This window comes from Rhizobium sp. WW_1 (assembly GCF_003610155.1).
Taxonomy (GTDB): Bacteria; Pseudomonadota; Alphaproteobacteria; order Rhizobiales; family Rhizobiaceae; genus Rhizobium; species Rhizobium tropici_A.
On the sequence record NZ_RAIN01000004.1, the window covers coordinates 75,068 to 99,505 of the forward strand.

The 24,438-nt window shown below is 58.8% G+C and carries 30 protein-coding genes; 17 read left to right on the forward strand and 13 right to left on the reverse strand.

All coding sequences use genetic code 11. From position 1 onward, the window contains the following. Positions 1–37 precede the first annotated feature (37 nt). Positions 38–904 (forward strand): sugar ABC transporter permease, encoded by an 867-nt coding sequence (locus tag BJ928_RS13300; RefSeq protein WP_047629681.1) that lies wholly within the window; start codon positions 38–40, stop codon positions 902–904. 1 nt (position 905) lies between these two features. Beyond that, positions 906–1,727, forward strand: coding sequence for a carbohydrate ABC transporter permease (locus BJ928_RS13305; RefSeq protein WP_047629683.1), 822 nt, complete (start codon positions 906–908; stop codon positions 1,725–1,727). Positions 1,728–1,844: 117 nt separating this feature from the next. Here the strand turns inward: BJ928_RS13305 and BJ928_RS13310 are convergent, their stop codons facing one another. The 5 genes from BJ928_RS13310 to BJ928_RS13330 all read right to left on the reverse strand — a co-directional run bounded on the left by BJ928_RS13310 (position 1,845) and on the right by BJ928_RS13330 (position 6,008). Continuing rightward, positions 1,845–2,366: an ATP-binding protein gene (locus BJ928_RS13310; protein ID WP_047629685.1), complete on the reverse strand. Its 522-nt coding sequence runs from the start codon at positions 2,364–2,366 to the stop codon at positions 1,845–1,847. Positions 2,367–2,582: 216 nt separating this feature from the next. Further along, on the reverse strand, positions 2,583–3,563 hold the full coding sequence (locus tag BJ928_RS13315) for a branched-chain amino acid ABC transporter permease (protein ID WP_047629687.1): 981 nt from the start codon (positions 3,561–3,563) through the stop codon (positions 2,583–2,585). Next, positions 3,560–4,468 carry a branched-chain amino acid ABC transporter permease gene (locus tag BJ928_RS13320; RefSeq protein ID WP_047629689.1) on the reverse strand — a complete coding sequence of 303 codons (909 nt, stop codon included), beginning with the start codon at positions 4,466–4,468 and terminating at the stop codon, positions 3,560–3,562. The genes BJ928_RS13315 and BJ928_RS13320 overlap by 4 nt, the downstream gene beginning before the upstream one ends. Beyond that, positions 4,465–5,214, reverse strand: a complete 750-nt coding sequence (locus BJ928_RS13325) for an ABC transporter ATP-binding protein (protein ID WP_047629691.1) — start codon at positions 5,212–5,214, stop codon at positions 4,465–4,467. Before BJ928_RS13325 ends, BJ928_RS13320 begins: the two co-directional genes overlap by 4 nt. Beyond that, positions 5,211–6,008: an ABC transporter ATP-binding protein gene (locus BJ928_RS13330; protein ID WP_047629693.1), complete on the reverse strand. Its 798-nt coding sequence runs from the start codon at positions 6,006–6,008 to the stop codon at positions 5,211–5,213. Before BJ928_RS13330 ends, BJ928_RS13325 begins: the two co-directional genes overlap by 4 nt. 121 nt (positions 6,009–6,129) lie before the next feature. Between BJ928_RS13330 and BJ928_RS13335 the strand changes: the two genes are divergently transcribed. The 8 genes from BJ928_RS13335 (at position 6,130) to BJ928_RS13370 (ending at position 13,325) form a co-directional block, all read left to right on the forward strand. Then, positions 6,130–6,864 (forward strand): GntR family transcriptional regulator, encoded by a 735-nt coding sequence (locus BJ928_RS13335; RefSeq protein WP_120296539.1) that lies wholly within the window; start codon positions 6,130–6,132, stop codon positions 6,862–6,864. After that, positions 6,861–7,349: a DUF3830 family protein gene (locus tag BJ928_RS13340; protein ID WP_047629696.1), complete on the forward strand. Its 489-nt coding sequence runs from the start codon at positions 6,861–6,863 to the stop codon at positions 7,347–7,349. Before BJ928_RS13335 ends, BJ928_RS13340 begins: the two co-directional genes overlap by 4 nt. Position 7,350: 1 nt before the next feature. Next, positions 7,351–7,704, forward strand: a complete 354-nt coding sequence (locus BJ928_RS13345; protein WP_047629698.1) for a TIGR04076 family protein — start codon at positions 7,351–7,353, stop codon at positions 7,702–7,704. A 5-nt stretch (positions 7,705–7,709) separates the two neighbouring features. Further along, positions 7,710–8,765 carry an aldo/keto reductase gene (locus BJ928_RS13350; protein WP_047630439.1) on the forward strand — a complete coding sequence of 352 codons (1,056 nt, stop codon included), beginning with the start codon at positions 7,710–7,712 and terminating at the stop codon, positions 8,763–8,765. After that, positions 8,762–9,190, forward strand: a complete 429-nt coding sequence (locus BJ928_RS13355) for a DUF4440 domain-containing protein (protein WP_047629700.1) — start codon at positions 8,762–8,764, stop codon at positions 9,188–9,190. The genes BJ928_RS13350 and BJ928_RS13355 overlap by 4 nt, the downstream gene beginning before the upstream one ends. Before the next feature lie 51 nt (positions 9,191–9,241). Next, positions 9,242–10,498, forward strand: a complete 1,257-nt coding sequence (locus BJ928_RS13360) for an ABC transporter substrate-binding protein (protein WP_047629703.1) — start codon at positions 9,242–9,244, stop codon at positions 10,496–10,498. A gap of 136 nt (positions 10,499–10,634) precedes the next feature. Next, a complete protein-coding gene (locus BJ928_RS13365; RefSeq protein WP_047629705.1) occupies positions 10,635–11,933 on the forward strand; it encodes an FAD-binding oxidoreductase in 1,299 nt (432 codons plus the stop codon). A 174-nt stretch (positions 11,934–12,107) separates the two neighbouring features. Then, positions 12,108–13,325 carry an SfnB family sulfur acquisition oxidoreductase gene (locus BJ928_RS13370; protein ID WP_047629708.1) on the forward strand — a complete coding sequence of 406 codons (1,218 nt, stop codon included), beginning with the start codon at positions 12,108–12,110 and terminating at the stop codon, positions 13,323–13,325. 81 nt (positions 13,326–13,406) lie between these two features. Here the strand turns inward: BJ928_RS13370 and ftsZ are convergent, their stop codons facing one another. Continuing rightward, entirely contained in the window at positions 13,407–14,414 is a 1,008-nt protein-coding gene (ftsZ, locus tag BJ928_RS13375; RefSeq protein WP_047630440.1) for a cell division protein FtsZ, read from the reverse strand. A 498-nt stretch (positions 14,415–14,912) separates the two neighbouring features. On the opposite strand from ftsZ, the gene BJ928_RS13380 reads away from it, so the two are divergent. Continuing rightward, complete coding sequence (locus BJ928_RS13380) at positions 14,913–15,209, forward strand: hypothetical protein (RefSeq protein WP_047629711.1); 297 nt, start codon at positions 14,913–14,915, stop codon at positions 15,207–15,209. Next, positions 15,206–15,406: a hypothetical protein gene (locus tag BJ928_RS13385; RefSeq protein WP_047629714.1), complete on the forward strand. Its 201-nt coding sequence runs from the start codon at positions 15,206–15,208 to the stop codon at positions 15,404–15,406. The genes BJ928_RS13380 and BJ928_RS13385 overlap by 4 nt, the downstream gene beginning before the upstream one ends. Here BJ928_RS13385 and BJ928_RS13390 read toward each other — a convergent pair. Continuing rightward, positions 15,384–15,926 carry a phospholipase D family protein gene (locus BJ928_RS13390; RefSeq protein ID WP_047629716.1) on the reverse strand — a complete coding sequence of 181 codons (543 nt, stop codon included), beginning with the start codon at positions 15,924–15,926 and terminating at the stop codon, positions 15,384–15,386. The genes BJ928_RS13385 and BJ928_RS13390 overlap by 23 nt on opposite strands. 144 nt (positions 15,927–16,070) lie before the next feature. Between BJ928_RS13390 and BJ928_RS13395 the strand changes: the two genes are divergently transcribed. Genes BJ928_RS13395 through BJ928_RS13410 form a run of 4 tightly spaced genes read left to right on the forward strand, consistent with a single transcriptional unit; the run spans position 16,071 to position 17,824 of the window. After that, positions 16,071–16,274, forward strand: coding sequence for a hypothetical protein (locus tag BJ928_RS13395; protein ID WP_052227528.1), 204 nt, complete (start codon positions 16,071–16,073; stop codon positions 16,272–16,274). Between the two features lie 4 nt (positions 16,275–16,278). Next, the gene (locus BJ928_RS13400; protein WP_052227529.1) at positions 16,279–16,782 is read left to right on the forward strand and encodes a hypothetical protein; all 504 of its coding nucleotides are present in this window, start codon (positions 16,279–16,281) and stop codon (positions 16,780–16,782) included. An 11-nt stretch (positions 16,783–16,793) separates the two neighbouring features. Then, positions 16,794–17,516 (forward strand): SOS response-associated peptidase, encoded by a 723-nt coding sequence (locus tag BJ928_RS13405; RefSeq protein ID WP_047629718.1) that lies wholly within the window; start codon positions 16,794–16,796, stop codon positions 17,514–17,516. An 8-nt stretch (positions 17,517–17,524) separates the two neighbouring features. Then, positions 17,525–17,824 (forward strand): hypothetical protein, encoded by a 300-nt coding sequence (locus BJ928_RS13410; protein WP_047629720.1) that lies wholly within the window; start codon positions 17,525–17,527, stop codon positions 17,822–17,824. A gap of 184 nt (positions 17,825–18,008) precedes the next feature. Here the strand turns inward: BJ928_RS13410 and BJ928_RS13420 are convergent, their stop codons facing one another. From BJ928_RS13420 to BJ928_RS13435, 4 genes are all read right to left on the reverse strand, one after another. Beyond that, a complete protein-coding gene (locus BJ928_RS13420) occupies positions 18,009–18,356 on the reverse strand; it encodes a DUF1515 family protein (RefSeq protein WP_047629722.1) in 348 nt (115 codons plus the stop codon). A 131-nt stretch (positions 18,357–18,487) separates the two neighbouring features. Beyond that, positions 18,488–18,847, reverse strand: coding sequence for a hypothetical protein (locus BJ928_RS38805; protein WP_052227530.1), 360 nt, complete (start codon positions 18,845–18,847; stop codon positions 18,488–18,490). Positions 18,848–18,849: 2 nt separating this feature from the next. Continuing rightward, positions 18,850–19,452, reverse strand: coding sequence for a glycoside hydrolase (locus tag BJ928_RS13430; RefSeq protein WP_047629725.1), 603 nt, complete (start codon positions 19,450–19,452; stop codon positions 18,850–18,852). Then, positions 19,439–19,687: a hypothetical protein gene (locus BJ928_RS13435; RefSeq protein WP_047629728.1), complete on the reverse strand. Its 249-nt coding sequence runs from the start codon at positions 19,685–19,687 to the stop codon at positions 19,439–19,441. The genes BJ928_RS13430 and BJ928_RS13435 overlap by 14 nt, the downstream gene beginning before the upstream one ends. Positions 19,688–19,959: 272 nt before the next feature. On the opposite strand from BJ928_RS13435, the gene BJ928_RS13440 reads away from it, so the two are divergent. Next, positions 19,960–20,847 (forward strand): alpha/beta hydrolase, encoded by an 888-nt coding sequence (locus tag BJ928_RS13440; protein ID WP_047629730.1) that lies wholly within the window; start codon positions 19,960–19,962, stop codon positions 20,845–20,847. On the opposite strand, the gene BJ928_RS13445 is transcribed toward BJ928_RS13440, so the two are convergent. Then, entirely contained in the window at positions 20,826–22,556 is a 1,731-nt protein-coding gene (locus BJ928_RS13445) for a right-handed parallel beta-helix repeat-containing protein (protein ID WP_047629733.1), read from the reverse strand. The genes BJ928_RS13440 and BJ928_RS13445 overlap by 22 nt on opposite strands. A gap of 2 nt (positions 22,557–22,558) precedes the next feature. Further along, positions 22,559–24,265, reverse strand: a complete 1,707-nt coding sequence (locus BJ928_RS13450) for a glycosyl hydrolase family 28-related protein (RefSeq protein ID WP_047629735.1) — start codon at positions 24,263–24,265, stop codon at positions 22,559–22,561. Positions 24,266–24,438: the final 173 nt, after the last annotated feature.

Here is a 24,438-nt window from a genome sequence, read left to right on the forward strand (position 1 = left end):
CCGGCTCGACGGCATCCGGCCACAACGGCTGACACCCATGGCTCTCGTAAAACGCTCTGAAGGCAGACTCTACCTGGCACCCCTTGTCGGGTTTCTGCTGCTGTTCCTCGGCTTCCCGGCTCTCCTCAATCTCGTCTATTCCATCTCGACCGTCTCGTTCGAGACCTTGCGCAGCCCCCGGATCAGCGGCTTTGACAACTATGTCTTAGCGCTCACGGACGCGTCGTTCTGGCAATCGGTCTGGTTCTCCGTCCGCTTCGGCATCATCACCGCCGTTTCGGAGTGTCTGCTCGGCCTTTTCCTGGCGATCTTCCTCAAGCCGCTTCTGTCAGCACGGCCCGTGCTGATGGCGCCGCTGATGCTGCCGTTGATGGTTGCGCCGGCCATGGTCGGTCTGATGTATCGCCTCGTGCTGCACGAATTTGCCGGACCGGTGCCGTATTATCTCTTCGAGTGGTTCGGCGACAGCCCGGCCTTCCTCGACTTTCAGAATGCCTTCCGCACGCTCGTCGTCGTCGAAGTGCTGCAATGGACCCCCTTCGCCTTTCTGCTGTTCTATGTTGCCTATATCGCTATTCCCGAGGACGTGCGCGAAGCGGCGGCGCTAGACGGGGCGACCGGACTGCAGCGCCTGTGGCGTATCGAGCTGCCGCTGATGATGCCGACGCTGACCGTCGCCTTCTTCATCCGCTTCATCGACGGCTTCCGGGTGTTCGACAATGTCTATGCCCTGACCGGCAGCGGCGCTGGCGGATCGACGACATCTTTGTCGATCTACATCTACCAGGCCTTCTTCAAGGAAGGCGCCATCGGCAAGGCGGTTGCAGCCTCCGTCGTGCTGTTCATCACATCGCTGCTGGTTCTTTATGGCCTGAACTGGCTCGGCGCGCGAAGGAAGAGATGAGATGCTGAAACCCCTGCGCTGGATCGTCTACGGCATTGTGGTCTTTGCCATGAACTTTCCGATCCTCGTCACCCTCATCACCTCGTTCAAGACGACGCGCGAGATCTCCAGCAATGCCGGCCTATGGATCGAGCAACCGACCTTCGACAACTATCTGAAGGTACTGACGGACACCGAGCGCTTCAACATTTTCCTCTATCTCGCAAACAGCGCGGCGGCAGCGCTGATCGGCACGCTGCTGGCGATCGTGCTCGCCTTTCCGGCAGCTTACGTGATTGCCCGCAGCGAAACCGGGCAAAAGCTCCTGCTTCCGCTGGTCATCAACCTTCGCGCCGTGCCGCTGGTCGTCTTCGCGATCCCGCTTTACATGATGTATCAGTGGCTCGGCCTGCTCGACACGCGGATCGGCCTCGGGCTTATCTTGACGATCGTCAACATTCCGCTGGCGCTGGTCATGTTGGTCAATGCCATATCCGACATACCAATCGAACTCGATGAGGCCGCGACGGTCGATGGGGCAAGCGTTTTCCACATCATGATCAGGGTCATTCGTCCGGTGGTTCGTCCCACCCTCGTCACCACCTTCATCTTCGGCTTCATCACCGCGTGGAACGAATTCCTGTTCGGACTGATGCTAACGACCAATCAAGCCGTTCCCATGACGGTCGGAGCCTCGTTCTTCTTTGCGGCCAGTGGCGGCGGCGTGCAATGGGGCATGGCTTCGGCGGTCATGATCCTCGGCGCCCTGCCGCCGGCTTTGCTCGGCCTGGTGATGTATCGGCAGCTTTCCGGCTCGATGACGGCCGGCGCGGTCAAGGGCTAGGTTAGGCTCAAACGTTTCCGCGAAAACTGCGTGCTGCTTTCGGCACAGTCCAACTCTCCAGCGACGCCGAGGATGCAGCAAACCCCGGCGCCGTCCGGTCTGGTAGGATGTCGAGCGTCAGGCCGACCGAAGGATGACGTTAAACCCCTCAGTCTCCGATGGTGAGACAAAATAGCTGGAGATCTGCTCGAATTCGGCATCCGAGGCTGCGAAATCATGCGTACCAGCAGCGTTGCGGGCGCGAAGACGCGCCTTGCACACCTCGTCGGGCACATCGAGGAAATGCAGACGATGATCGGCACCGGCTGCCTCGAAGAGCGTCCTCATCCAGGCCCGCATAGCGACCGTGTTCGCAGGAAAATCCAGTACGACAGAGACCCCGAGACGCAGCAAATCCTGAACATGCGGACCGACGGCCTCGCGCAGTCGCCGTGAGCAACGGATGTAGTCCGCAACATCCTTCATTTCGGGGCCAAACAGGCGGCTCAGCCAAAAGTCCTCGCTGATAACTACGGTGGAGGGCATTCGGCCCAGCTCGGCGGTGAGGGTGGATTTTCCGGCAGCGATCTTTCCGCACAGCATGTGCAGCGTCGCGCGATGAGAGGCCTGAAGATCGCTGTTGAATTCCTGATCTGACATTTCCAACTCCGGGAGAGCCCACGAGACGGAAAAAGAAAACCCGCCTCTGGGCGGGTTTCTTTGCTTGGACAACAAATATCCGACCCACCATTCAGTGAATGGCGAGAATAATCTGCAAGTTGGTGCGGGAAACGTTGTCCATGCTTCTCAGTATCATGCCTTTCGTCGTCGTCAAAGATTGATCCATCGTCCGTTCGGGATTGCCGTCCTGAAGCGTCAGGAAGAGCTGGCTTCGTCCGTGGCAGGGGAGGATCGACGCGCAGCCGGACGCCGGCGAGGCATGTCCCCAAGAATCCCACCTGGGCGCACCAGCAGAATTATGCAGAGCATGACGCCGATTGCGACGATCTGCAGCGAGGCGGCACGAGCCTGCTGCTCCGGAGAGAAGAGTGCGCTTGTCAGCGCGCCTGAGCCAGCCCAGATTGCCCAGACAACAATGCTGCCGATGATAGCTCCCTTGTTGCTGCCGGAACCACCGACGATCAGCATGACCCAGACCTGAAACGTCAGGATCGGAAGATAGTTGTCAGGCGCGATAAAGCCGATGAAATGCGCCTGTATCGCGCCGGCGAGCCCCATGATCGCGCCGCCGACGGCAAATGCCTGAACGCGATAGAAACGTGCGCTCTTGCCGAGCGAAACTGCCGCGCGCTCATCCTCACGCAACGCTTTCAGCACGCGCCCCCAGGGACTGTGCGCCAAATGCTCCAGCGCAAAATACGCGACCAGCAGCACGGCGACCACAACGCCGAGATTGGCGAAGTTGAAGAGCAGCGGCGTCTCGGCAAGGCTCGAAAACGGCCGGGGTATGAAGCCGATGCCGAAGGGGCCGCCTGTCAGCTTTTGCGCATTCAGCGCGACAAGCTGGACGACCACTGCGACGCCGAAGGTGGTGATCGCCAGATAGTCCGATTTCAACCGGAGCGTCGCCACGCCGATGATCGCGGCGGCAACGCCGGCCACTATCATTGCGCCCAGCCAGCCGATAAGGATCGGCAAATCGAATCCGCCGAACCGCCCGGCCGTATCCGGCGTCGTCAACAGAGCCGAGGTGTAGGCGCCGATGGCGACGAAACCGGCAAGGCCGACGTTGAAAAGGCCCGTCAGTCCCCATTGCAGGTTCAATCCGAGCGTAATGAACGAAAAGATCAACGCCGTCGTCAGGAAGAAAGCGCCGTAGCCAATAATATCCATCATCGCTCTCTCACTCCGAAAAGCCCGATCGGCCGGACGAACAGCACCGCCATCAGGATGATGAAGGAGATGGCAGCGCGCCACTCCGCTCCGATCAGTTGAACCGCACCAGCTTCAGCAAGTCCGATGATCAGGCCGCCAAGAACAGCTCCGGGCACGCTGCCGATGCCGCCGAGAATGGCTGCGGCAAACATAGGCAGCAGCATGTCGAAGCCCATCAGCGGGCGGATCTGCACGAGGATGCCGATCATGACGCCGGCAACGCAGGCGAGCCCCCCACCGATCAGCCAGGTGATGCGCACGACCTTGGTGACATCGATGCCAACGACACGGGCAAGCGCCGGGTTCTGGCTGAGTGCCTGCATGGAGCGGCCTGTCTGCGTCCTCGTCATCAGCATATGCACGCCGAAAACCAGCAGTGCCGTGACGATCAAAAGCGCGATCTGATCGGGCGTGATGCGAATGCCGAAGCCGACGGGCATGGCGATCTGGATGGCACGACTGAAATAGGTCGGGCGTGAGGTGAAGAGGAATTCAAGCAGGCTGCGTAGCGCCATGGAGGCGCCGAAGCTTGCCATGACGACGATGATCGACTGGCCCTTGGCTCGCAGCCTGGCGAACAAGACCTTGTCGAGCGCAAGGGCAAGAACGCCGGTAAAGCCCATGGCGACAATCACCGCGACGATCAGCGGCCAGCCGAAGGAGAGCGGGCCGATCGGTGCGACCTTGCCGAAGATCGCTCCGATGGCGCTGACGACGGCAAGGGTCGCATAGGTGCCCCAAGCCATGAAGTCGCCATGGGCGAAATTCGAAAAGCGCAGGATCGAATAGGTCAGAGTCACCCCGATGGCGCCAAGACCGATCATGGAGCCCGTCAGCAATCCGTCGACGATAAATTGCAGGTTCATGCCGCACCTCCGTTGACTGACGGTGCCGGTCGCTGGCCGAGATAGAGCTCAGCCACGACGGGGTCGTTCCAAAGCTCCGATGCAATGCCTTCATGCCTGTCCTTGCCCTCGACTAGAACATAGGCGCGATCGCCAATGGCCAGCGCCGCCTTTGCATTTTGCTCGACCAGCAGAATGGTCACGCCCGACTTGCGGATCTCGGTCAGCATGTCGAAAACCATCGAGACGAACTTCGGCGAGAGGCCCGCCGAGGGTTCATCGAGAACGAGAAGCTTTGGATGAACGATGAGGGCACGCGCAACGGCCAGCATCTGCCGCTGTCCTCCGGAAAGATTGCCGGCCGCGATGCGACGATGGCGCGCGAGATCTGGAAAGGTCGCATACATTTCCTCGATGCGAACAGGCACTTCCTTCGGCTTCAGAATGCCGCCGGCAACCTTCAGATTGTCTTCGACGGACATCAGCGGGAAGACATTTTCCGTCTGCGGCACAAAGGCGAGGCCGAGCCGCACCATGTTATGTGCCGGCGCGCGGGTGATCTCGGTGCCGGCGAGTTTCACCGAACCGCTTTCAACTGGAACAAGGCCCGCAATCGCCTTGATAAAGCTCGATTTTCCGGCGCCGTTTGGACCAAGGACGACGACGATCTCTTTTTCCGCAACGGTGATCGAGGCACCGCGCACAATGGGCACGCCAGGCTCGTACCCGGCGACGAGATCTCGAACGATGAGCACGGGTTCGCTCATGCCGCGCCTCCCAAATAAGCTTCGATGACGCGCGGATCGCGAGCAACCTCTTCCGGCGTCCCCTCGCAAAGAAGCTGGCCGCTCGCCATGACGAGCACGCGATGACAGAGCCGCGTCACCATATCGATATTGTGCTCGATCAGCAGAAAGGTGACGCCGCGCTGGTTGATATCGCGGATGCGGTCGATAATCGTCTCCAGAAGCGTGGCATTGACGCCGGCAGCGGGTTCATCGAGCAGAATGAGGGCGGGATCGGCCATCATGACGCGAGCAAGCTCCAGAAGCTTGCGCTGTCCACCGGACAGAACGCGCGCGGGTTCATGCGCCAGACGTGTCAGGTGAACGAGATCCAGCAGTTCCATCGCCTTTGAATGAGCCGCCCTCTCCTGCTCCGCGACTTTCCACGGGCGCAGGAAATTCGACAGCAAGCGCTCGCCCGCCTGATCCTGTGCAGCCAGCATGACATTGTCGAGAAGTGTCAGATTGGGGAAGGGCCGCGGAATCTGAAATGTGCGTCCGAGACCGCGGCCGATCCGGCGGTGCGCCGCCTCACCGGCAACTGGCGTGCCATTCAACGTGATCTCGCCACTGGTGGGAGCAACGCTGCCGGCCAGCAGATCGAACATCGTCGTCTTGCCGGCTCCATTCGGGCCGATCAATCCCAGGATTTCGCCTTGCCGCACATCGAACGAAACATCGCCGACGGCAGTGATGCCGCCGAACCGGCGCACCACGTTCTTTGCGCTCAGAACCGGCCGAGCGTCCTCGCCATGTCGTTCAGTGGTCGTACTCATGAGATCCCTCTGGCCGGAAAGCGATCATTGCGCTTCCCTGATTATTTGATTTGTGATCACACTTGCATTGATCACGCTAATCAGCTTTAATCCACTCTGCAAGCCGAAAAAGGGATTTCGAATGCAAAAGGCCGCCGCAGAGAAGAGCGATCCGATTGCCGCACAGCTTGCGCCCGTTGGCCGTGAGACGGTTCAAGACCGGGTTTACTCCGAGCTGCGCCGCGCGCTGATCGGCGGCCTTTTCGAGCCGAGCCAGGTGCTGACGATCCGAGGCCTTGCCGACGCATTGATGACCAGCACCATGCCGGTGCGCGAGGCGCTCGGCCGGCTGATCACCGAAAAGGCGCTGGAAGCCCTCCCCAACCGATCCGTTCGCGTGCCGCCGATCACGCTCGAGCGCATGGACGACCTCTTGCGTGCCCGCATTCTGATCGAAGGCGAGGCGATCGCGCTTGCAGCGACCCGCATGACCGCGCGCCAGATTTCCACCATCGAAAGCATGCTTGGCGAATGGGACGAGATGCGCGCCCTCAAGCACAAGAAGGATGTCGACCGCGAGGTGACGCTCAATCAGGCTTTCCACTTCGAGATCTATCGCGCCTGCGGCTCGGCTGTGTTGATCCCGATGATCGAGAGCCTATGGCTGCAATCAGGTCCCTGTATCCGTGTCGCAATCTACGCCTTCTCCGACGCCGGCGAGGTCGACACTGCCCATTATCACCGCACCATCGTCAAGGCGATGGCCGCACAGGATGCCAAAGAAGCCCGCAATGCGCTGGTCGCAGATATCAGCCGGCCCTTCACCTTCCTGCGCAGCAAACTGGAAGCAGAAGCGAAGAAGGGCCTATCCATATGAGCCAGCGCGCCATCAAGATCTCCGAACCACGCTCCGGTCTCAACGTCCATGCGCCGCTGCTGGATGCCAAGTCGCCGGACAATGCAGCCTTTCTGTGGACATATCTCAGCGAGCCGCGTGTGGTCGGCGGCATTCATGCGATGTGGACCGGCCCGGAAATCTCCTGCCCTGTCCCGCCGGCGCATCTGATAGGCGCTTCCTATGCGAGCGCCCTGCCGGCGGAGAATGCAACGCTGACACCACAGCCCGGCGATATCATATTGAGCTATGTGCCTCCGCGCATGTGGGGCGGCAACCCCGACGCCATTTTCGATATCGGCCTGTTTTATGGACAAGGTGCTCGCCTGCTGTTCCCCATCGGCTGGCTTGCCGGCAGCGTCGTCGCCCAGGTCCGTCCCGACGAACGAGAAGATTTCGCCGCAGCCTGCGGCGTCATTCGCCGCAACGGCGCCTGCGAAGTCACCTTCGAGCGCGCGGAGATATGAGATGACCGCACCAGTCGACGACAGTTTCGAGCTGTTCGATCTCAGGGTCGAGGCCGTCATACCTGAGGGCAAGCCGATCTATTGCGGCGCCAAGCCGGGCGACTATTTCGAGCTCAAGGGCGAAATGCTGTCCCTGCCGCCGGGACAGGGCTTTTCGATCTATTCGATATCCGCCGTCCTGCCGTTGCTCGCGGCCAAACAGCGACCAACCCATAAGAACGACTGGATGACCTCGGATGCGGAAATCGCCTGCCCCGACCCCAACTGCGCGAGCCGGCTGCGGATCGTCAGAACGAGCAAGCGGCGGTTCAGCCATGCCGAAACGACGGCCGTGCCGTTGCCTGAAGGAGAATGAACCGCATGACCGCCAAGACTTTTGAGCTCAGCCCCGGATATAAGATCTCCCGCGTCATCCGCGGCGGCTGGCAGCTTGCCGGAGGACACGGCGCCATCGATCGCGTCCAGGCCGTCACCGACCTGATCGCCGCCTTCGACGTCGGCATCCGCACCTATGATTGCGCCGATATCTATACCGGGGTCGAGGAACTGATCGGCGAGGCACGGGAGCGGCTTCGCAATGAACGCGGCGCGGAAGCCGCAGGTGCCATGAAGGTGCACACGAAGCTGGTGCCCGATCTTGAGAAACTGGCAACGATCAGCCGCGATTATATTCGCGGCATCGTCGACAAATCGCTACGCAAGCTGAAAACCGAGCAGCTCGACCTGGTGCAGTTTCACTGGTGGGACTACGCCCTGCCCGGCTATCTCGAAGCGCTGAGCTGGCTGGACGAGATGCGCCGGGAAGGCAAGGTGCGCAATGTCGGCACAACCAACTTCGACACGCCGCATATTGCCGAGATCCTAGCTGCCGGCATTCCGCTTGTCAGTCAGCAGCTGCAATATTCGGTTCTGGATCAGCGGCCGTCGCACAGCCTCGCCAAGCTGGCGGCTGAAAACGACGTTAGATTCCTCTGCTACGGCTCGGTGGCAGGCGGCTTCCTTAGCGACAAATGGCTGGGGCAGCCCGAGCCCGAGATGCCGCTCGAGAATCGCTCTCTCGTAAAATACAAGCTGATCATCGACGATTTCGGCGACTGGGAGCTGTTCCAATCGCTGCTCGGTGCGCTGAAGGCCGTCGGTGATCGCCATGGCGTCGATATCGCCACGATCGCCAGCGCCTGGGTGCTGGAACAGCCGCAGGTGGCCGCCGTCATCGTCGGCGCGCGCAACCAGGCGCATGCGCTCGCCAATGCAAAGATTATGGATATCTCGCTCTCGGACGAAGACCGTGGGCAGATCTCGGACATTATCGCCCAGAGCCCGGGTCTTGAAGGTGATGTGTACACGCTAGAGCGTGACCGCGCCGGCAGGCACGGCTCGATCATGCACTACAACCTCAATGCAGGAAAAGTATGAGCCAGGAATCGTCTCTCTTCAGGAAAGCCAGCGCCGAGGTCATCGACTTTCATCGCTTCTTCGAAGCCTGGTATGATGCGGCAACCGCCGATGATACGGATTTCGGCCGCTGCGAACACACCTTCGGCCAAGCTTTTCATATGATCCCGCCGACAGGGCGCGTCTTCGACCGCCCGGAGACCATCGAGCTAATCCGGGCAAACCGGGCAAGCTTTCACGGCAATTTCAGCATCGAGATTTCCGATATCCGCGCGACCTTTGAGACGGAGGACATGATCGTTCTCACCTATGTCGAGGCGCAGATGCGCGCCGGCAAATATAGCCGGCGTCAGGCAAGCGCGCTTTTCACCGCAAGTTCATCGGCGCCCAACGGTGTCGAATGGCAGCATCTGCATGAAACCTGGCTGCAGATGCCGGACAACTGACAGGTTCCTAAAATCAAAATGAAAATCGTTGACCGAACAAGGGGAACAAAGATGAAGAAGACGATATTTCAAATCACGACGGCTCTGGCCCTTCTGGCCGCAGCCGGTGTTGCCAATGCCGCCGACTGCAAGGTGACTGTGGGTCTCGTGATGGAACTGACCGGTCCGGCCGGCGAATATGGCCAGGCCGGCGCGAAATCCGTCGAGATGGCCTTTCGTGACATCAATGCCGCCGGCGGCGTGCACGGCTGCGATCTGGTGACGGATACGCGCGACAGCCAGAGCCAGGGCAACGTCGCAGTCGACGCTGCCACGCAGCTCGTGCAGGTGAAGAAGGTTCCCGCTGTTATCGGCGGCATCATTTCTTCAGTCACGATCCCGATCCTGACCTCGGTCACTGCGCCCGCCAAGGTCGTGCAGATCTCGCCGGCCGCCTCTTCGCCGACGCTGACGGCGCTCGGCCGTGAAGGCAAGACCAACGGCATCTTCTTCCGCACGATCACCTCGGACTCGCTGCAGGGCATCGCTGCCGCCAAATACGCGATCGACAAGGGCTTCAAGAAGCTGGCGATCATTCACGTCAACAGCGACTTCGGCGTCAACATGGTCGCTGAGTTCTCGAAGGCCTACAAGGCGCTCGGCGGCACGATCGTCTCGACCACGCCCTACAATGAGAAGCAGTCTAGCTATGCGTCGGAAGTCACCGCCGGCATGGCAGGCAGCCCGGATGGTCTCTATCTCGTCAGCACACCGGTCGACGGCGCCACGATTGCCCGCACCTGGATCTCGCAGGGCGGCCCGCAGAAATTCCTGCTCAATGACGGCATGAACAGCCCTGACTTCATCGACTCCGTTGGAGCCGATTACCTCAAGGATGCCTATGGAACGTCGTCCGGCACGACGCCGACGCCGTCGACCGACTACTTCAACAAGAACTACAAGGATTTCTCTGGCATCGAGCCGACCAACCCGGCCGCGGACCGCGCCTACGACGCTGGCGCGATCGTTGGTCTGGCTCTTGCGATCGCCGGCGACGACACGTCCAAGCTGAAGGACGACATCTACAAGGTCGTCGACCCGAAGGGCACGCCGATCTATGCCGGCAAGGACGAGTTCGCCAAGGCGCTGGGCCTCATCAAGGAAGGCAAGCCGATCCGCTACGAAGGCGTCATCGGCCCGGTTTCCTTCGATCAGTATGGGGACATCACCGGCCCGTTCCGCCTGTGGAAGATCGCCGATGGCAAGGTCACGACCGATGGTGAGCTAAAGATGGAAGACGTCGCAGCTCTCAAGGACAAGATCAAGTAATCTGGCACAAGTCATTGAAAGCATGACGAGGCGCGTGAAACGGCGCCTCGTCTAAAAAACATGGACCAGAGATTCCTTTCAGCGGCCGGCATATCGAGACAGCGATCTGGCATAGGTTTTGGAAGATCACCCGCTCATGCCCAGCAGCATTGCCCGCCCCACCAATCCGACGCTCTGGACGCTGACGGCCAACCCGCCGCCGGAGCTTGTCCGCGAGCTGCCTTCACACTGCGATATGGTGGTGATCGGCGGCGGGTTTACAGGCCTCACGGCGGCACTTCATCTTGCCCGCGCCGGCCGTTCCGTCTGCGTTCTGGAGGCGGGCCGCTTGGGCGCCGGCGCAAGCGGCATGAATGCCGGCTTCGTCGTTCCGAATTTCGCAAAGGCGGATCCAGCGACCGTTCGCCAAAAGCTGCCTCGCGATAAAGCCGACGCCCTTCTATCTCTCGTCGGCGCGGGAGCCGATCGGGTCTATACGACCATCGCCGAAGAAGGGATTGCCTGCGATGCAGCCCAGACCGGCTGGCTGCAGCCTGCCTATGGCGAGGCTATGGCCGACGTTCTGCGCAAACGCGCCCGCGATTGGGCGGAGCTTGGCCGTCCCGTCGAATTCCTCGAGGCCCGGGAGATCCAGAGCGAAACGGGAATGGATATCTATTCTGGCGGGTTGATCGATCATTCCGGCGGAACCATCCATCCGTTGAACTATCTCTATGGTCTTGCGCATGCCGTAACGCGGCATGGTGGCAAAGTCAGCGAAAGCAGCCCGGTGGATCGGGTCGAGCGACATGGCAGCATCTGGCGGATTGCCTTTGCGGGCCGGGAGATCGAGGCGGACAGCGTGCTTCTGGCGACGAACGCCTTTACGAGCGGTGTTGCGACCCGCATGGGGCGCACCGGCGTGCCGCTCAGGGTCTATCAGGTGGCGACCAAGCCAATCGAGACGGAAACGGTTGCCCGTATCGCGCCGCACCGACGCCCGGTTGGCGATACGCGCTCCAATCTTTTTACCTATCGGCTAGACCGCGACAACAGGCTGATCAGCGGCGGCATGGCGATCAATCCGATCGGCGCCTTCGAGCGCGTCGGCTGCGCCGTCGTCGACCGGCTAGCATCCGAACTCCGCCTGCCGCGCCATCCAGGCGTGGAGATCGTCTGGACTGGGACGGCGATCATGACGCCGGATTTCCTGCCGCGTCTTTACCATTTTGGTGACGGCTTCTTTGGCGGGATCGGATGCAACGGCCGGGGTATCGCCATGACGGCGCAGCTCGGCCGGACGCTGGCGAGACTGGCCCTCGGCGAGACGGCGGATTCCCTGCCGATACCGCTTCAATCCAGCCGCCCCCTGCCATTCCACGGTTTCACGCCGGTCGTTGCTTCGCTTGCGCTGGCCCACGCACGCTTCGAAGACTGGCGAGCCGGTCGCCGCTAACCGGTGGTAACATCAATCTCTATCCGCATTGGCGTAGCCTTGGGCAGTAAATGACTATAAATTCTATAGAGAAAGGAATGAAGAGGCAGTCGCATTCCCAAAAACGAAATGCCTTTCCTCGAAGCCCCGCTTTGAATGCTGCATCGTGGCGCCGAATGAAATCGGAGCCTGCTCATGAACGCGCAATTGCACCATATCAACGCCACGCATCCCGAGGCGGCCTTGCTGGAAACCGAGCAACAGGCGCTGGCCGTCGCGCAGGAGCTTGCCGCGCACTTTGCCGCCACCGCCTCGCAGCGCGATAGCGAGAGATTGCTGCCCTTTGCCGAAATGGATGCATTGGCACTATCCGGCCTGCTGGCGATTACCGTGCCCGAGGACTATGGCGGGCTCGATGTCTCGAATGCGACGCTGGCCGAAATCACGGCAATCCTGGCACAGGCGGACGGCTCGTTAGGCCAGATACCGCAGAACCATTTCTACATTCTCGAAGCTTTGCGCATCGACGGTTCGGAAGATCAGAAACGCTATTTCTTCAGCCGGGCGCTCGCCGGAGATCGTTTCGGCAACGCCCTTTCGGAAAGGGGCACGAAGACGGTCGGGCATCACAATACCCGCATCACCCGCGATGGTCCGGGCTATCGCATCAACGGCCGCAAGTTCTATTCGACCGGCGTTCTTTTCGCCGATTGGGTCACTGTATTCGCGCTCGATGAAGCCGACAAGCTTGTCATGGCCTTTGTTCCAAAAGGTACGGAAGGCGTTGAGATCATCGATGATTGGGACGGCTTCGGACAGCGCACCACCGGCAGCGGCACCACGGTCCTCAACAATGTCTATGTGAATGCCGATCATGTCGTGCTCCACCATAAGGGCTTCGAACGGCCGACGACGATCGGCTCCGTCGGCCAGATCATCCATGCCGGCGTCGATCTCGGCATTGCCCGGGCTGCCTTTGCCGAAACACTCGACTTCGTGAAGACGAGATCCCGTCCCTGGATGGATAGCGGCGTCGAGCGTGCAAGCGACGATCCGCTCACGATCGCCAAGGTCGGCCAGATCGCTATCCGACTGGAAGCTGCAACTGCGACCGTCGAGCGCGCCGGGCGCAAGGTCGATGCCGCGCAGGTCGAGACAACCGAAAAGAGAGTGGTCGAGGCAACGCTCGCCGTAGCGGCCGCCAAGGTGCTGACGACGGAAATCGCCATCGAGGCGACGAACACCCTGTTCGAGCTTGCCGGTACGGCCTCGGTCAAGCTCGACCTCAACCTCGATAGGCACTGGCGCAATGCGCGCACGCATACGCTTCATGACCCTGTTCGCTGGAAATATCACGTCGTCGGCAATTATCACCTCAACGATGTGATTCCGCCGAAGAACGGCGCGCTTTGACGTATAGAAAAAGCCCCGTCGCAGGCGCCGGGGCTCTAATGCAATCGAAGGAATAAATCAGGACTACCAAGCCCAAGCCCGTCAGTACCGATCCATATTGATTTCCATGGGCTGACCAGCGGATGCCGAGAGACTTTCCAGACCCGTCGCTACGACCGATACCCTGAACACGCCGTCGAGATTCTTGTCGAAGATCGCACCGACGACGATATCGGCATCGGCAAAGACTTCATCGCGGATGCGACTGGCGGCCTCATCGACCTCGAATAGCGTCATGTCCGTTCCGCCGGAAATGGAGATCAGCACGCCCCGTGCGCCCTTCATGCTCATGTCGTCCAGAAGCGGGTTCGAAACGGCGGCATCTGCCGCTTTCAATGCGCGGCCCGGTCCTGAGGCCTCGCCCGTTCCCATCATTGCGCGCCCCATTCCCCGCATCACGGATTTAACATCGGCGAAGTCGAGGTTGATGAGACCCTCCTTGATGATCAGATCGGTGATGCAGCTGACGCCCGAATACAGGACCCGGTCCGCAGTCACGAATGCATTTGCGAAGGTGGTCGTAGCATCCGCAATGCGAAACAGGTTCTGATTGGGAATGACGATGACGGTGTCCGCGCTCTCACGGAGCCGCTCGATGCCAGCGTCGGCTGTGCGCATGCGCCGGTTGCCTTCGAACGTGAAGGGCTTGGTGACGACTCCGACCGTGAGGATGCCCGCCTGCCGCGCGACCTGGGCGATGATCGGGGCGGCGCCCGTGCCAGTGCCGCCGCCCATTCCGGCCGTCACGAAGCACATGTGCGTGCCCTGGAGGTGATCCATGATCTCGTCAATGGATTCCTCGGCAGCTGCTCGTCCGATGTCCGGCAAGGAGCCAGCGCCAAGACCTTCCGTCACCTGTGCGCCAAGCTGAATGCGCCGGGTGGCTTTGGACGTCGCGAGCGCCTGCGCATCCGTATTTGCCGCGATAAATTCGACGCCCTGAAGTTGTTGCGCGATCATATTGTTGATCGCGTTGCCGCCGCCACCGCCGACACCGACGACGGAAATCTTCGGTATCACCCCGGAAAGTGGTGCGCGGATGTCAGCCATGAAGGACTCCATTGGATCAATTTCGTTCTCAATCGCAATCGCCTGCCCTTGTGAAAACGGACGGTGCAGTGATTCGTGAGCGAAGAGATCCTAATGAATAACATGTGCGCATTGCGGCGTGCGCCGGTGCCCCTCCACAGAATAATGAGTTGAGCACAGGATTTGTGAGCCGGATATTAAAGCATCTATCGTCCAGCACTGTGTGGAGACCCCAACCGAACGAATGCTCAACGCTGTGGCGTATTCTAACCTCGGTCGACACCACATCAGACAGCAATGACGCTGACCGAGGTTAAATACGCGTAAAGTCACCGCCTGCGGGGATTGCGAGCCTATCTATTTTTTAGACTGCGCTACGTCCTCACTCTGGTGTTCAGCTGTAGAGGCAGCTGCAGTCTTGAGCAGTTTCTATACGCCCGTGTCACTCTGTTTCTGTGGCGTTCACCTACGGAATAAATTGTGAGACATGTTTTGTTCACGGTCAAAAGGATACCACCAATGAATATGATTGAGCGCGTGGCTAGGGCAATAGATCCCGATGTTTGGGAGAGTAATATCCCTATCCCGACAAGAGGAGATACGCTTGATTTTCATGAAAGACGCCAGAAATCATGCGCTCTCGCTAGAGCCTTCTTTGAGGCGGCGCGAGAGCCTACGTCAGAAATTCTTGACGCTCCCGCCATGAGGGATTGGATATGGAACGATGGAAACCCCGTCACCGATGGCGAACTCAAAGATGCATGGCAAGCCATGATCGACGCAGCCCTTCAGGAAAGCAAGGAGGCGGGAGAATGAGCGACGAGGCTTCCGTCACCATTAACGGCAAACAGCTTTCCAGTGCGCAAGCTATGACCCTTCGTGTGGCCGTGATGAATTTCTTTTCGGAAATGACCGGTGATCCCCATGTACTCGGGGACGACGAGCACGGAGTAACTATGACACGTCTCTATAAAGAGCACTGCGCAGAGATCATTGCCCTGATGGCGCGTTAGTCCTGGCACCTTCAAACGCTCTCGACACCTTCAGCCGGCTATCCCAATTTGCCAGATACTCGCGGGCCAACTCCCGGCTCTCAGTAAAGGTCACGTTCTCCGCATTCCGCTTCTGCGCCGCTGCGGTGTAATTGTAAGAGCCGCCGATCGTCAGGTGCTCGTCAACCACGATGATCTTGTTGTGGGCAATCGCTGGCTCGAAATCGATCCAGACCGGAATGCCGGCGGCGTCCAACAACGTGGCGCCCGAATATTTCCGCTCGTTCGTCTTGTCGAGGATAGCCAAGACTTCAACGCCCCTGCCCGCGGCCCGCTGTAGCGCATGGATGATCGGGAATGCCGTGAAGCCATACGCCTGGACCCGGATGGAGGATTGCGCCTTGTCGATCGCATCAACGATCTGGGCCTCGCACTGTTCGGCCGGCGTGAAGCAGACGGATATTCTCGCGGTCACAGGCTCCCCGGCATAAAGCGGGCTGGCAAACATCAGAGCAGCGATCGTGGCAACGGCGATTCTCATGTGGCACCCATAGCATTTTCAATGGTGCTTGACTCTCCCCAAAAATGAGAACATTTTGAGAACAAACGAGGCGTAGTAGCCTCAGTTTTCCAAAATTTCCTATGTGAGAACCGCCCTTAACGGCGGAACGGAGACGTGCGACCAATGACTGCCGAACAGATCGCCATTGAGGAACCAGAGATTGATCCGGTGGACGCGGCTCTTGCCCTTTATCACGGCGATGCCAGGGCAACGATCGCTGCGGCGCTGGAGATGCTGCAGTTCGTCCGTGGTCAGCTTGCGTTGACCGAGGCAGCAATGAGCCAGGGTTTTGGCCGCGGTTTTAGGCCTGCTTACGAGCCGGAATGACCCGATGTCGCACGTTAAGCTCGTAGAATCTCCACCGAACATGCTTGCAGACTATAAGGGCGAAACAATCGACTTCATCTGCGAGGATTGCGAGATCCTCAAACGGATCAAGCCAGCGGCTCTCATGGAAGAGCATGGCAATCTGTCGATGCCTTCGCTTCCAGCGCTCGTCGCAAAGTCGCTGGGATGCAAGCGCACCGAAAGCACGGTCTATAACCGCTGCAAGATGCACTATCACTTCTCGCCAGACGAGTGGGCGAAACGAATGGGATACATCAACCCGCAGGAGCACAGGAAGGATGCACTTCTCTTTTCCGACCTGAGGGAATGGCATAGGCTTTATGCGCATTGCTCGTGCGGGAGAAAGAGCGAGATTGACGCCGTCAAACTAAAGAAGGCTCTTGGGGAAGATGCACCGGTCTCGGGTGCCAGTAGCGTTCTAAGGTGCCGGAAATGCGGCCTCAAAGGCTTGGCGAATATTGTCGTCACATCGCTGGCGCGGGGATAGAGGAGTTTTGTATGTGCAATCTTTATAATATCTCGACCAACCAGGAAGCCATCCGTCAGATCACGAAGGCGTTGATCGACAGTATCGGCAACCTCGAACCGGAGCTTGACCTTTACCCCGATCAGATGGCGCCGATCGTTCGGAACACGCCAGCCGGCCGGGAGCTTGCCAAGGTTCGGTGGGGATTGCCATCCTCCCAGAAAGCCCAACTGGACGCCGCCACCAAGCGCGCCGACAAGCTCCGCGCCAAGGGCAAGCAGGTCGACTTTGACGAGCTTCTGAGGATGGAGCCCGACGGCGGAACGACAAACGTTCGCAACACCTCAAGCAAGCATTGGAAGAGGTGGCTCGGCGTAGAGAACCGCTGCGTGGTGCCCTTCAACCGTTTTGCCGAGCCGGATCCGGCCAGCAAGGTCGACGGAGGCAGAACGCCGAACGCTTGGTTCGCCCGCAGCCCGGACGAGCCGCTGATGTTCTTTGCGGGCCTATGGGTGCCGCAATGGCGATCGGTGAGGAAGGTGAAGGAGGGAGAGATTACGGTCGATCTCTTCGGCTTCCTAACGACTGAGCCGAACGGGGTCGTTGGGCCGATCCATCAGAAGGCCATGCCGGCAATCCTGAGAAATCAGGACGAGATCGAAACCTGGCTTACGGCGCAGTGGGAAGAAGCGAAGGCGCTTCAACGGCCACTACCAGACGATGAAATCATTCTTCTACCAAAGAAAGAAAAGTGAGGTCCGACATGGAAAACGAGCGTGCCGATCATCTGGAAAAGCTGATCACCGAACTCAAAGGCCGCTGCTTGATGCATGAGCTTCTGATGGCCCACATCTTAGCGAGCGTCGGCTCGGCATCCGGCAACATCGGCGCATACATCGACGATGTGCTGGCGCGCGTCGGCTCCAATCTGAAAGAATCAGGAGAGCGAACACCTGATGAAAGAGCCAAGGTGCAATTTGCCTATGCGCTGAAAAGCCTCGAGAACTTTTCGGGGAGTTTGGCATCCTCGATGCGGCACATGCGCGGCTCGGGTCTAAACTGATGAGCGATGAAGCCAACGCTATCCCGCGTCAGGCGCCCTCTGTCCTTTTCGAACACTGGTGCGAGCATCCCGGTTGCAAGGTGTGGGGCAGTCTTGGGTATAACATCGGCAAGGGCGAAACTCGCTGGTACTGCTTTGAGCACAGGTGGGAGGAGTACCCTCAGCCTAAGGGCGGCAGGAGGTTTTAGCGACCGATCAACACGGTTGCTATTCGTTTCAACACATCGGCGAATGATACCCCGAGCGCCATCCCTGCGACGCCGATCACGCCCAACGCGCCGATTCCCATTAACTTCCAACGCTTCACATCATCCGTGATCGGCTTCATTTCCTTGACATCTTCCTGAACCGAGATTGCCGAATTTTCCACCTTAGCAACCCGATCCACGATCTCATCCATACGTCGATGCATCGAGGCCCGGCTAACGTCGGATTTCTCCTCTGATCGCCGAGTGGCCTCTATCAACATGTCAATCTTGGCCGTGAGAGAGCCAATCTGTTGGTGAATGTGATTATCATCCGGAGGCGCCATCAGGGTCGGTCTTTCACGGCAGGAGAGAAAGCAATCGGCCAGCGATCATGGTGATGAGTGCGCCGGCGGTCAGGATGAACAAGGCAAGCGAGACGGCTCTAGGCATGAGCCGCCCTCACCAGCATTTTTGCTCATGGCCGAATCGGTTGTGAGCCGCGACTTGGTTGGCAAACGGACGATCCGTCTGCAGGACCGTTACTGACGTTCCCAGGCTTGGCGTTAGTTTCTGCCAGCCGTCGCACGCATTCTGCGGCGTCACTGTCTGACAGCCCGAAATCAGCGCACAGAGAGGCAGCGTCAGAAGAAGTGACCTGATCATTGACGACATTCCTATCGCGAAGGAGGGTTACGGATTTGGAGAGCGCGGCGGTTGCCGCCATCTGCTTGCCTTCGCCCTGGCCGATCCAGCGCGCCGGGTAAAAGACGAGCGATGCGCCGAGCGCTATGCCGGCGCCGATTTTGAGATAATCGAAGATGCCAAAACCGAACATGATCAGATCCCCGATACGCAAAGCTCGCCTTCGCCGATCCGGGAGGCATCCCCCATCTCGCGGCGCTTGGCGAGGCCGATGATCATACGACCGCCGGCCTTGTTGAAAGCAGTCGCTGCATTGCAGCTCGCCAGATAATCCGGCCGCCTGCTCTGGCGGGCAGCATCGTTGACGATCCGAGCCGCCGTCGAGCCACAGGCGCCCCCGGTCCCGATGTTCCACGACAGGGACAGCATCATACCGCGCCAGGCGAGCGGCTGCTTATCCCAGTCGGGAATGCAGGCAACGAGCGCCGGCCGATACCGCTTCTCCATCTTCATGGCGGTTCGCTGATCACAGCCGGCCGGCGTCTCGACCAGACCCGGGCGAACGTCATCCGTATCGCCGTCACAGATCGTCCAGACCGGCGGCTTGGCGATCCGGTCGAAATAGGCGACGAGCTGGCGGCCTTCCCACGGCATAGCCGTCTTGATGGCAAGCGCCACGTCATCGTGGACCTTCGGCTGCCCCGGAAAGATCGCGACATACCCGGCGACCGATGCGGCCACGATGGAAGCAATGAGGGCCTTGGCCCGCGGCGTGGAGCGGAGCTTACTGATCGGCATCGCGATCTCCTGAGATTTTGGATTGAAGGACGAACCGGAAGGCCCACGCCAACGAGCCGCAGACGGACGCAAGGGCGAGAAGCCAGACAGGATTGAAAGGAAGGTATGACGCTACGGCAGGCGCCAGCGACGCCGCCAAGTCGAGCAGCGTGATCGCGACAAACGCCTCGATCATCCGCAGACTGAGCGAACGCTTAAGCACCCGCCCCGCGTTCGGGACGAGTTTGGGCTTCATGGGGTTTTCCTAAAGGATACGGATTTTCTGGATCGCAACTATTGCGCTAAGGCGACTGATCGAATCGCGGCGAGGATAGTTGCGTTGAACATGAACGGCTCCAGTTGTGATCGGAACCGAGTTTAGGGCGGCGCGGATAGGGTCAAATGCATGCCGCCGCAACTTCCTTCGCTGTGGCGGCGAACCACACTTATCAAAACCGAGCGGAACCATAGAAAAGCAATCTGGACTTGCAATACAGCTTATGCTTTCTTCGCCCACTGGGGGCAGACATGACTTTGAATTCTTCAATAATATTTGGCGGCCGCTTCATCCGCGTGCATGCCGCAATTGCCGATATGGGCGATGTCGTTGTGTGTTTCGATGCATGGCACCACGCTCCGAGCCTCGATGGAGAGCCGTTTGGCCTGCAATACCTCACGTCCAACAATATCAATGTGGTTTCCGTAAAGTGCGCTCGCAACGACTGGTACCAAAATGACGAAATACTAAAGGCTATTGAGGTCATTGACGCACACTGCGGCTCCAGAGGTCGGATCGGGTACGGGTCGAGCATGGGCGCATATGCGGCGCTCAATTTCTCACGCCATCTTTCTTTTCGAAGAGTTGTGGCCTTCGCACCGCAATTTTCGATGGACCAGAAAAAGGCACCATGGGAAGACAGATGGCGCGAGGATATGAAAAACGTTCCTTTCACCTTCGACGAAGTAGAAACCAGCAGCACGCCTAGCGGCATCCTAATGCTCGATCCCATGAATGTGAGAGATCGATTGAATGCAGAGAAGATCCTCGAAACCCATAATTTGAGGCTTGTGTCCCTTCCGTTTGCTGGGCACATCGTACTGAGCTACCTTGGTCAAACGCCTATACTGGGAAAACATCTACCCGGTATGCTGCTCTCTGGCGCACCTGATATCCGGAGCTTTATTGAGGATATTCGAGATATTCGGTCGAGCCATTCCACTTATTGGAGCCAGATCGGCGCTGCTCATTTGAAGCGCCGCCGCTATGAGCTGGCGCTTGATGCCGTAGATAGGGCACGCAAGGCCACCTTTGGCGAGAAGGTTTATGCGGAAATACTCATGGATGATATTGCATCGCTTCTTAGAGAACGCGATCGCCGTGCCGCATTCAACAACTATAGCCTAGCGACAAAATGATAGGTTGAATTTGGGGCCAAGGTTCCCTTGATCTGAAATCCGCTGGCATTTTGATCGTCTGGATAATTTGTGTTGACTGGCAGAAGGTCTGCATTCGGCGCTCGCGTCATTTCACAAGACGCGCGCTTTCCACGCATCGGGATGATCTTGTGGGAAAGGTAGAATTGCGGATCAACGTCAGGGGCGGTCGCGCCGGTTGTTATGGAAAAATACACAACATCTTCGTACGCCTCAACGGTCGTGGTAGCGCCCGGGAAGGCAGAGATGAAGCTTACCTCCGCACCATTCTGGATGCTGCGATCAATCGTATCGGACACATTGTTGGAGCCACGCACTACCGAATTGGTGATGATATTCATGCCTCTATTCGTGGTTGTTGTGGATCTATAGTGATTACCCTCAACCACGCAGCCGACGGAGTCGGAGCCGCCAATAGTGCAGCCCGTGCTAAAATTGGCGTCTGCCGACAGGCCATTAAGGCCAAAATCGTCAACAAAGTTATTTCGCATCGTTACGAAAGTCGTTTTCGCCGATCCCTGCGATTGCACCGATAGACCGGCTGAGCCAATACTCCTGATTGTGTTTCGTTCGAAGATCGATCCGAAATCGGAGCCGATGCCATCACTCGATGTTGCTGAGCATCCCAAGGAAGCGCCACCAAGCGTTTCATTTCCTTCGAAAATGTTGTCGAGACCGCCGGCTGATGTAAGCAAATCTCCCGTGCCAAACGCCGCGAAGATACCTGCTGCGGAACTGGAGGTGTTTAATCGAATAGTGTTCGCATCGATGATCTCGGTAACGAGCGCCTCGTAGCCGCCGCTGTAAATTGCGTAGTGACCAGGTCGCACTTTTTCTAGCGTCGATCCTCCGGTTCTTGTGAATACGCCTGCCACAATATTTCCCGCGACCGCCAGAACGCTTTGAGCCGATATGTAGTTTCGCGCAACATAGCAGCCCTGGGATCGCCAGAGAGCGATGGCATGGTTGCCGATATAGCCGGTAAGACGGTTTCCAGCAATTCGGTGGCCAGCTCTGTCGCCGACGCTGACCGCATTCGCGAAGATCGCGATGACATTGCAATCGAAGATCTCGTTGTTTGTGATCTGCGCCCGCTTTCCCGAGCTTACAAAGATACCATAGCCCACAATGCCGCCGACCCTGCAGGCGTCTATCCTGACATCATCGGCACGACCAATCAGGCAAGCAAATCGGTCGATGTTTAACGACTGCGATCTCCCAGCCTGGTCGCCATCTATTTCGATCCCATTCAGATGCGCCGATCGAGCAAGATAGGTGTCCCAATCGACCAAAACCGTGAGATCCTTACCTGCCGCCTGCGTGATCCTTCCAGCTCCTGGCATTGACCAAATCGAGACGCCCGGGCGCATTCGAAGCGGTTGCGTTAGCGAAACCTCCCCCTGCAGGGAAATGGTCGGCAACCCAAGGAAATAAGACGCATCCACAGCTTTCTGCAGATCGCCACCAGCCATGGTGAGGGTGATCTGCTCCTCATCGATCTCGAAATAGCGGTCGCCGTTCAGGAACCACAGCGCATGGCTTGGCTGGGTTGCCGTTACCGCGAAATACGCTTTCCGGTCCTCGACATAAACCCGCTGAACGACATCCGGTATTTTGGCCTGTCCCGCCTTCGCGAATTCGCCGATCCAGTCGGCACGGAGCTGGGGGGTGATCCTGGTGGGTGCGTTCATCGCTATTCCGCCTTGAAGATGATGCCGTCGAGGGTGATGGTTTGATTGCCGCTGCAGGTCGGAACGATGTTGCCGTTCGAACTGTCGGCGATCAGAAAGGCGCTCTTGTTGTCGACTGCGCTAACCGTGGAGAACCGCGGATGGATGCCGGCGGGGATAGGGCGATAGCCGGCAGGAAGCGAAAACGCGGGGCTACCATTGGCGCCGACGACGAGCTCGCCCGTCAGGTGGACGAAGCCGCCTTGATCCTTGAAATAGGTGATCGGCCGCGCGCCGACGGACGAACCGTTGAGAAAGGCCGATATCGCCTGCGCAGGAAACGGCTGCATCGTCGAAGTGCCCGACAGGCGGTTGCCGCCGGTCTGCACATCCCGGCATGTCGAGTTCCAAAAGATATTCTGGTTGAAGAGCCGGTTGCGTTGAAAGGCGCCGCCGAACCACTTGGTAAATTCGAACGCGGCGCCGAAAGACAGCCAGTTATTTGACATGTCCAGGCCGTACACACCGGTCCCGAAACCGAAGGGATCAGTGACGCAGTACTCGGTATAGTTTCCAACAAAGCGGGCGGACGAGCCGCCATCCGCGAGGTTGAAGATCTGCCTGCAGCTTTCGAAATCCGAATTCTGGACGACGAGATTATCGGTATGTCCATCAATCCAGAGAAAGCATCCGGAGTTTGCAACGCCGGCATTGAACGCCTTGCAGCGATCGATGATGGTGTTGTGGGCGGGCGTGTTCGAATAAATCGAATAGCGGCCAACGTTGACCGTCTGAATGCCGACGAAGCTGACGGCATAGCTGTCCGTCATGTCGAAGCCGTCATTCATGGTATCGAGGAAGATGTTTTCGAATTGGGCGCCATTGGCGTTTTCCAGCCGGATCGCCGTCTTGCCGGTCTGACTTTGACCGACGAACTGCAGCTGCTCCGCCCGAAAATTCGTGCCGCCCGCCGCCAGAGCGCCGCCCACATACCAGGCATGATCAGCCACGCCGCTGACATCGATGACCGTACCGGCCCCTTCGCCGACAACGCGCAGCCATTTGCCTGCGGTCTTCGGAAAGGAAATGCTGCTGCCGGCGCCATAATGCCCTGCAGGGAGGTAGATCGTGCCGCCGTTGGGAAAGGACATGGCGTCATCGATGGCATCTGCCCATGCGGCGCTATTGTCGAAGGTGCCATTACCCTTGCCGCCGTAGTCGGCGAGGCTGCGGACTTCCCTGAATTTCTCGGAGACGCTTCGCTTCACATAGGGTGCGGCGAGGGCGGTGTAAGAAAGCTTCGTCGCCTCGATCGCCGCATCATCGGCAACCTGGACGTTCCGCACGCTCTGCATTAGCGGTACGGCAGCCGCAATGCTTATTGGCATGCCGATTCCGAGCTTGACTTGGAGCGTGACCTCGGGCCAATCGCCGTCAACCGGCGTGATCAAGCCTTCCGTCACATTGAAAGTATCCTCATTTTGCAGGACGCCATCCAATGCCATCCAGAGCACATGGTGCTTGGTGACCTCAGCATTCTCGACGTCAGCCGACTGCACATCACCGCCCACTTGGAAGGTGTAGACCATTGGCAATGCTGCGGAGATTTGATTGGTAATCGAGGCCAGCGCAGCAACTGCGCCATCTCGTGCCAATTCAGCTGCATCCCTCGCCGTGACAGCAGCGTCGCGCGCCGCATAGATGAGACTTGCGACGGCCGTGTCTGACAAAAGATAGAAGAGGGTTCCCAGCCTTATCCCAAGGAGGAAACCAGGCGTAAGGTCTCCATCCGCAATATCTTGGCCGCTCCGGGTCTTTACGATCAAAGGCGGCTGATTATTGAAGGTGACCGTTACTGGAGACGTTGCGTTCTGGACCGCAATTGGAACCGAAACCAACATAC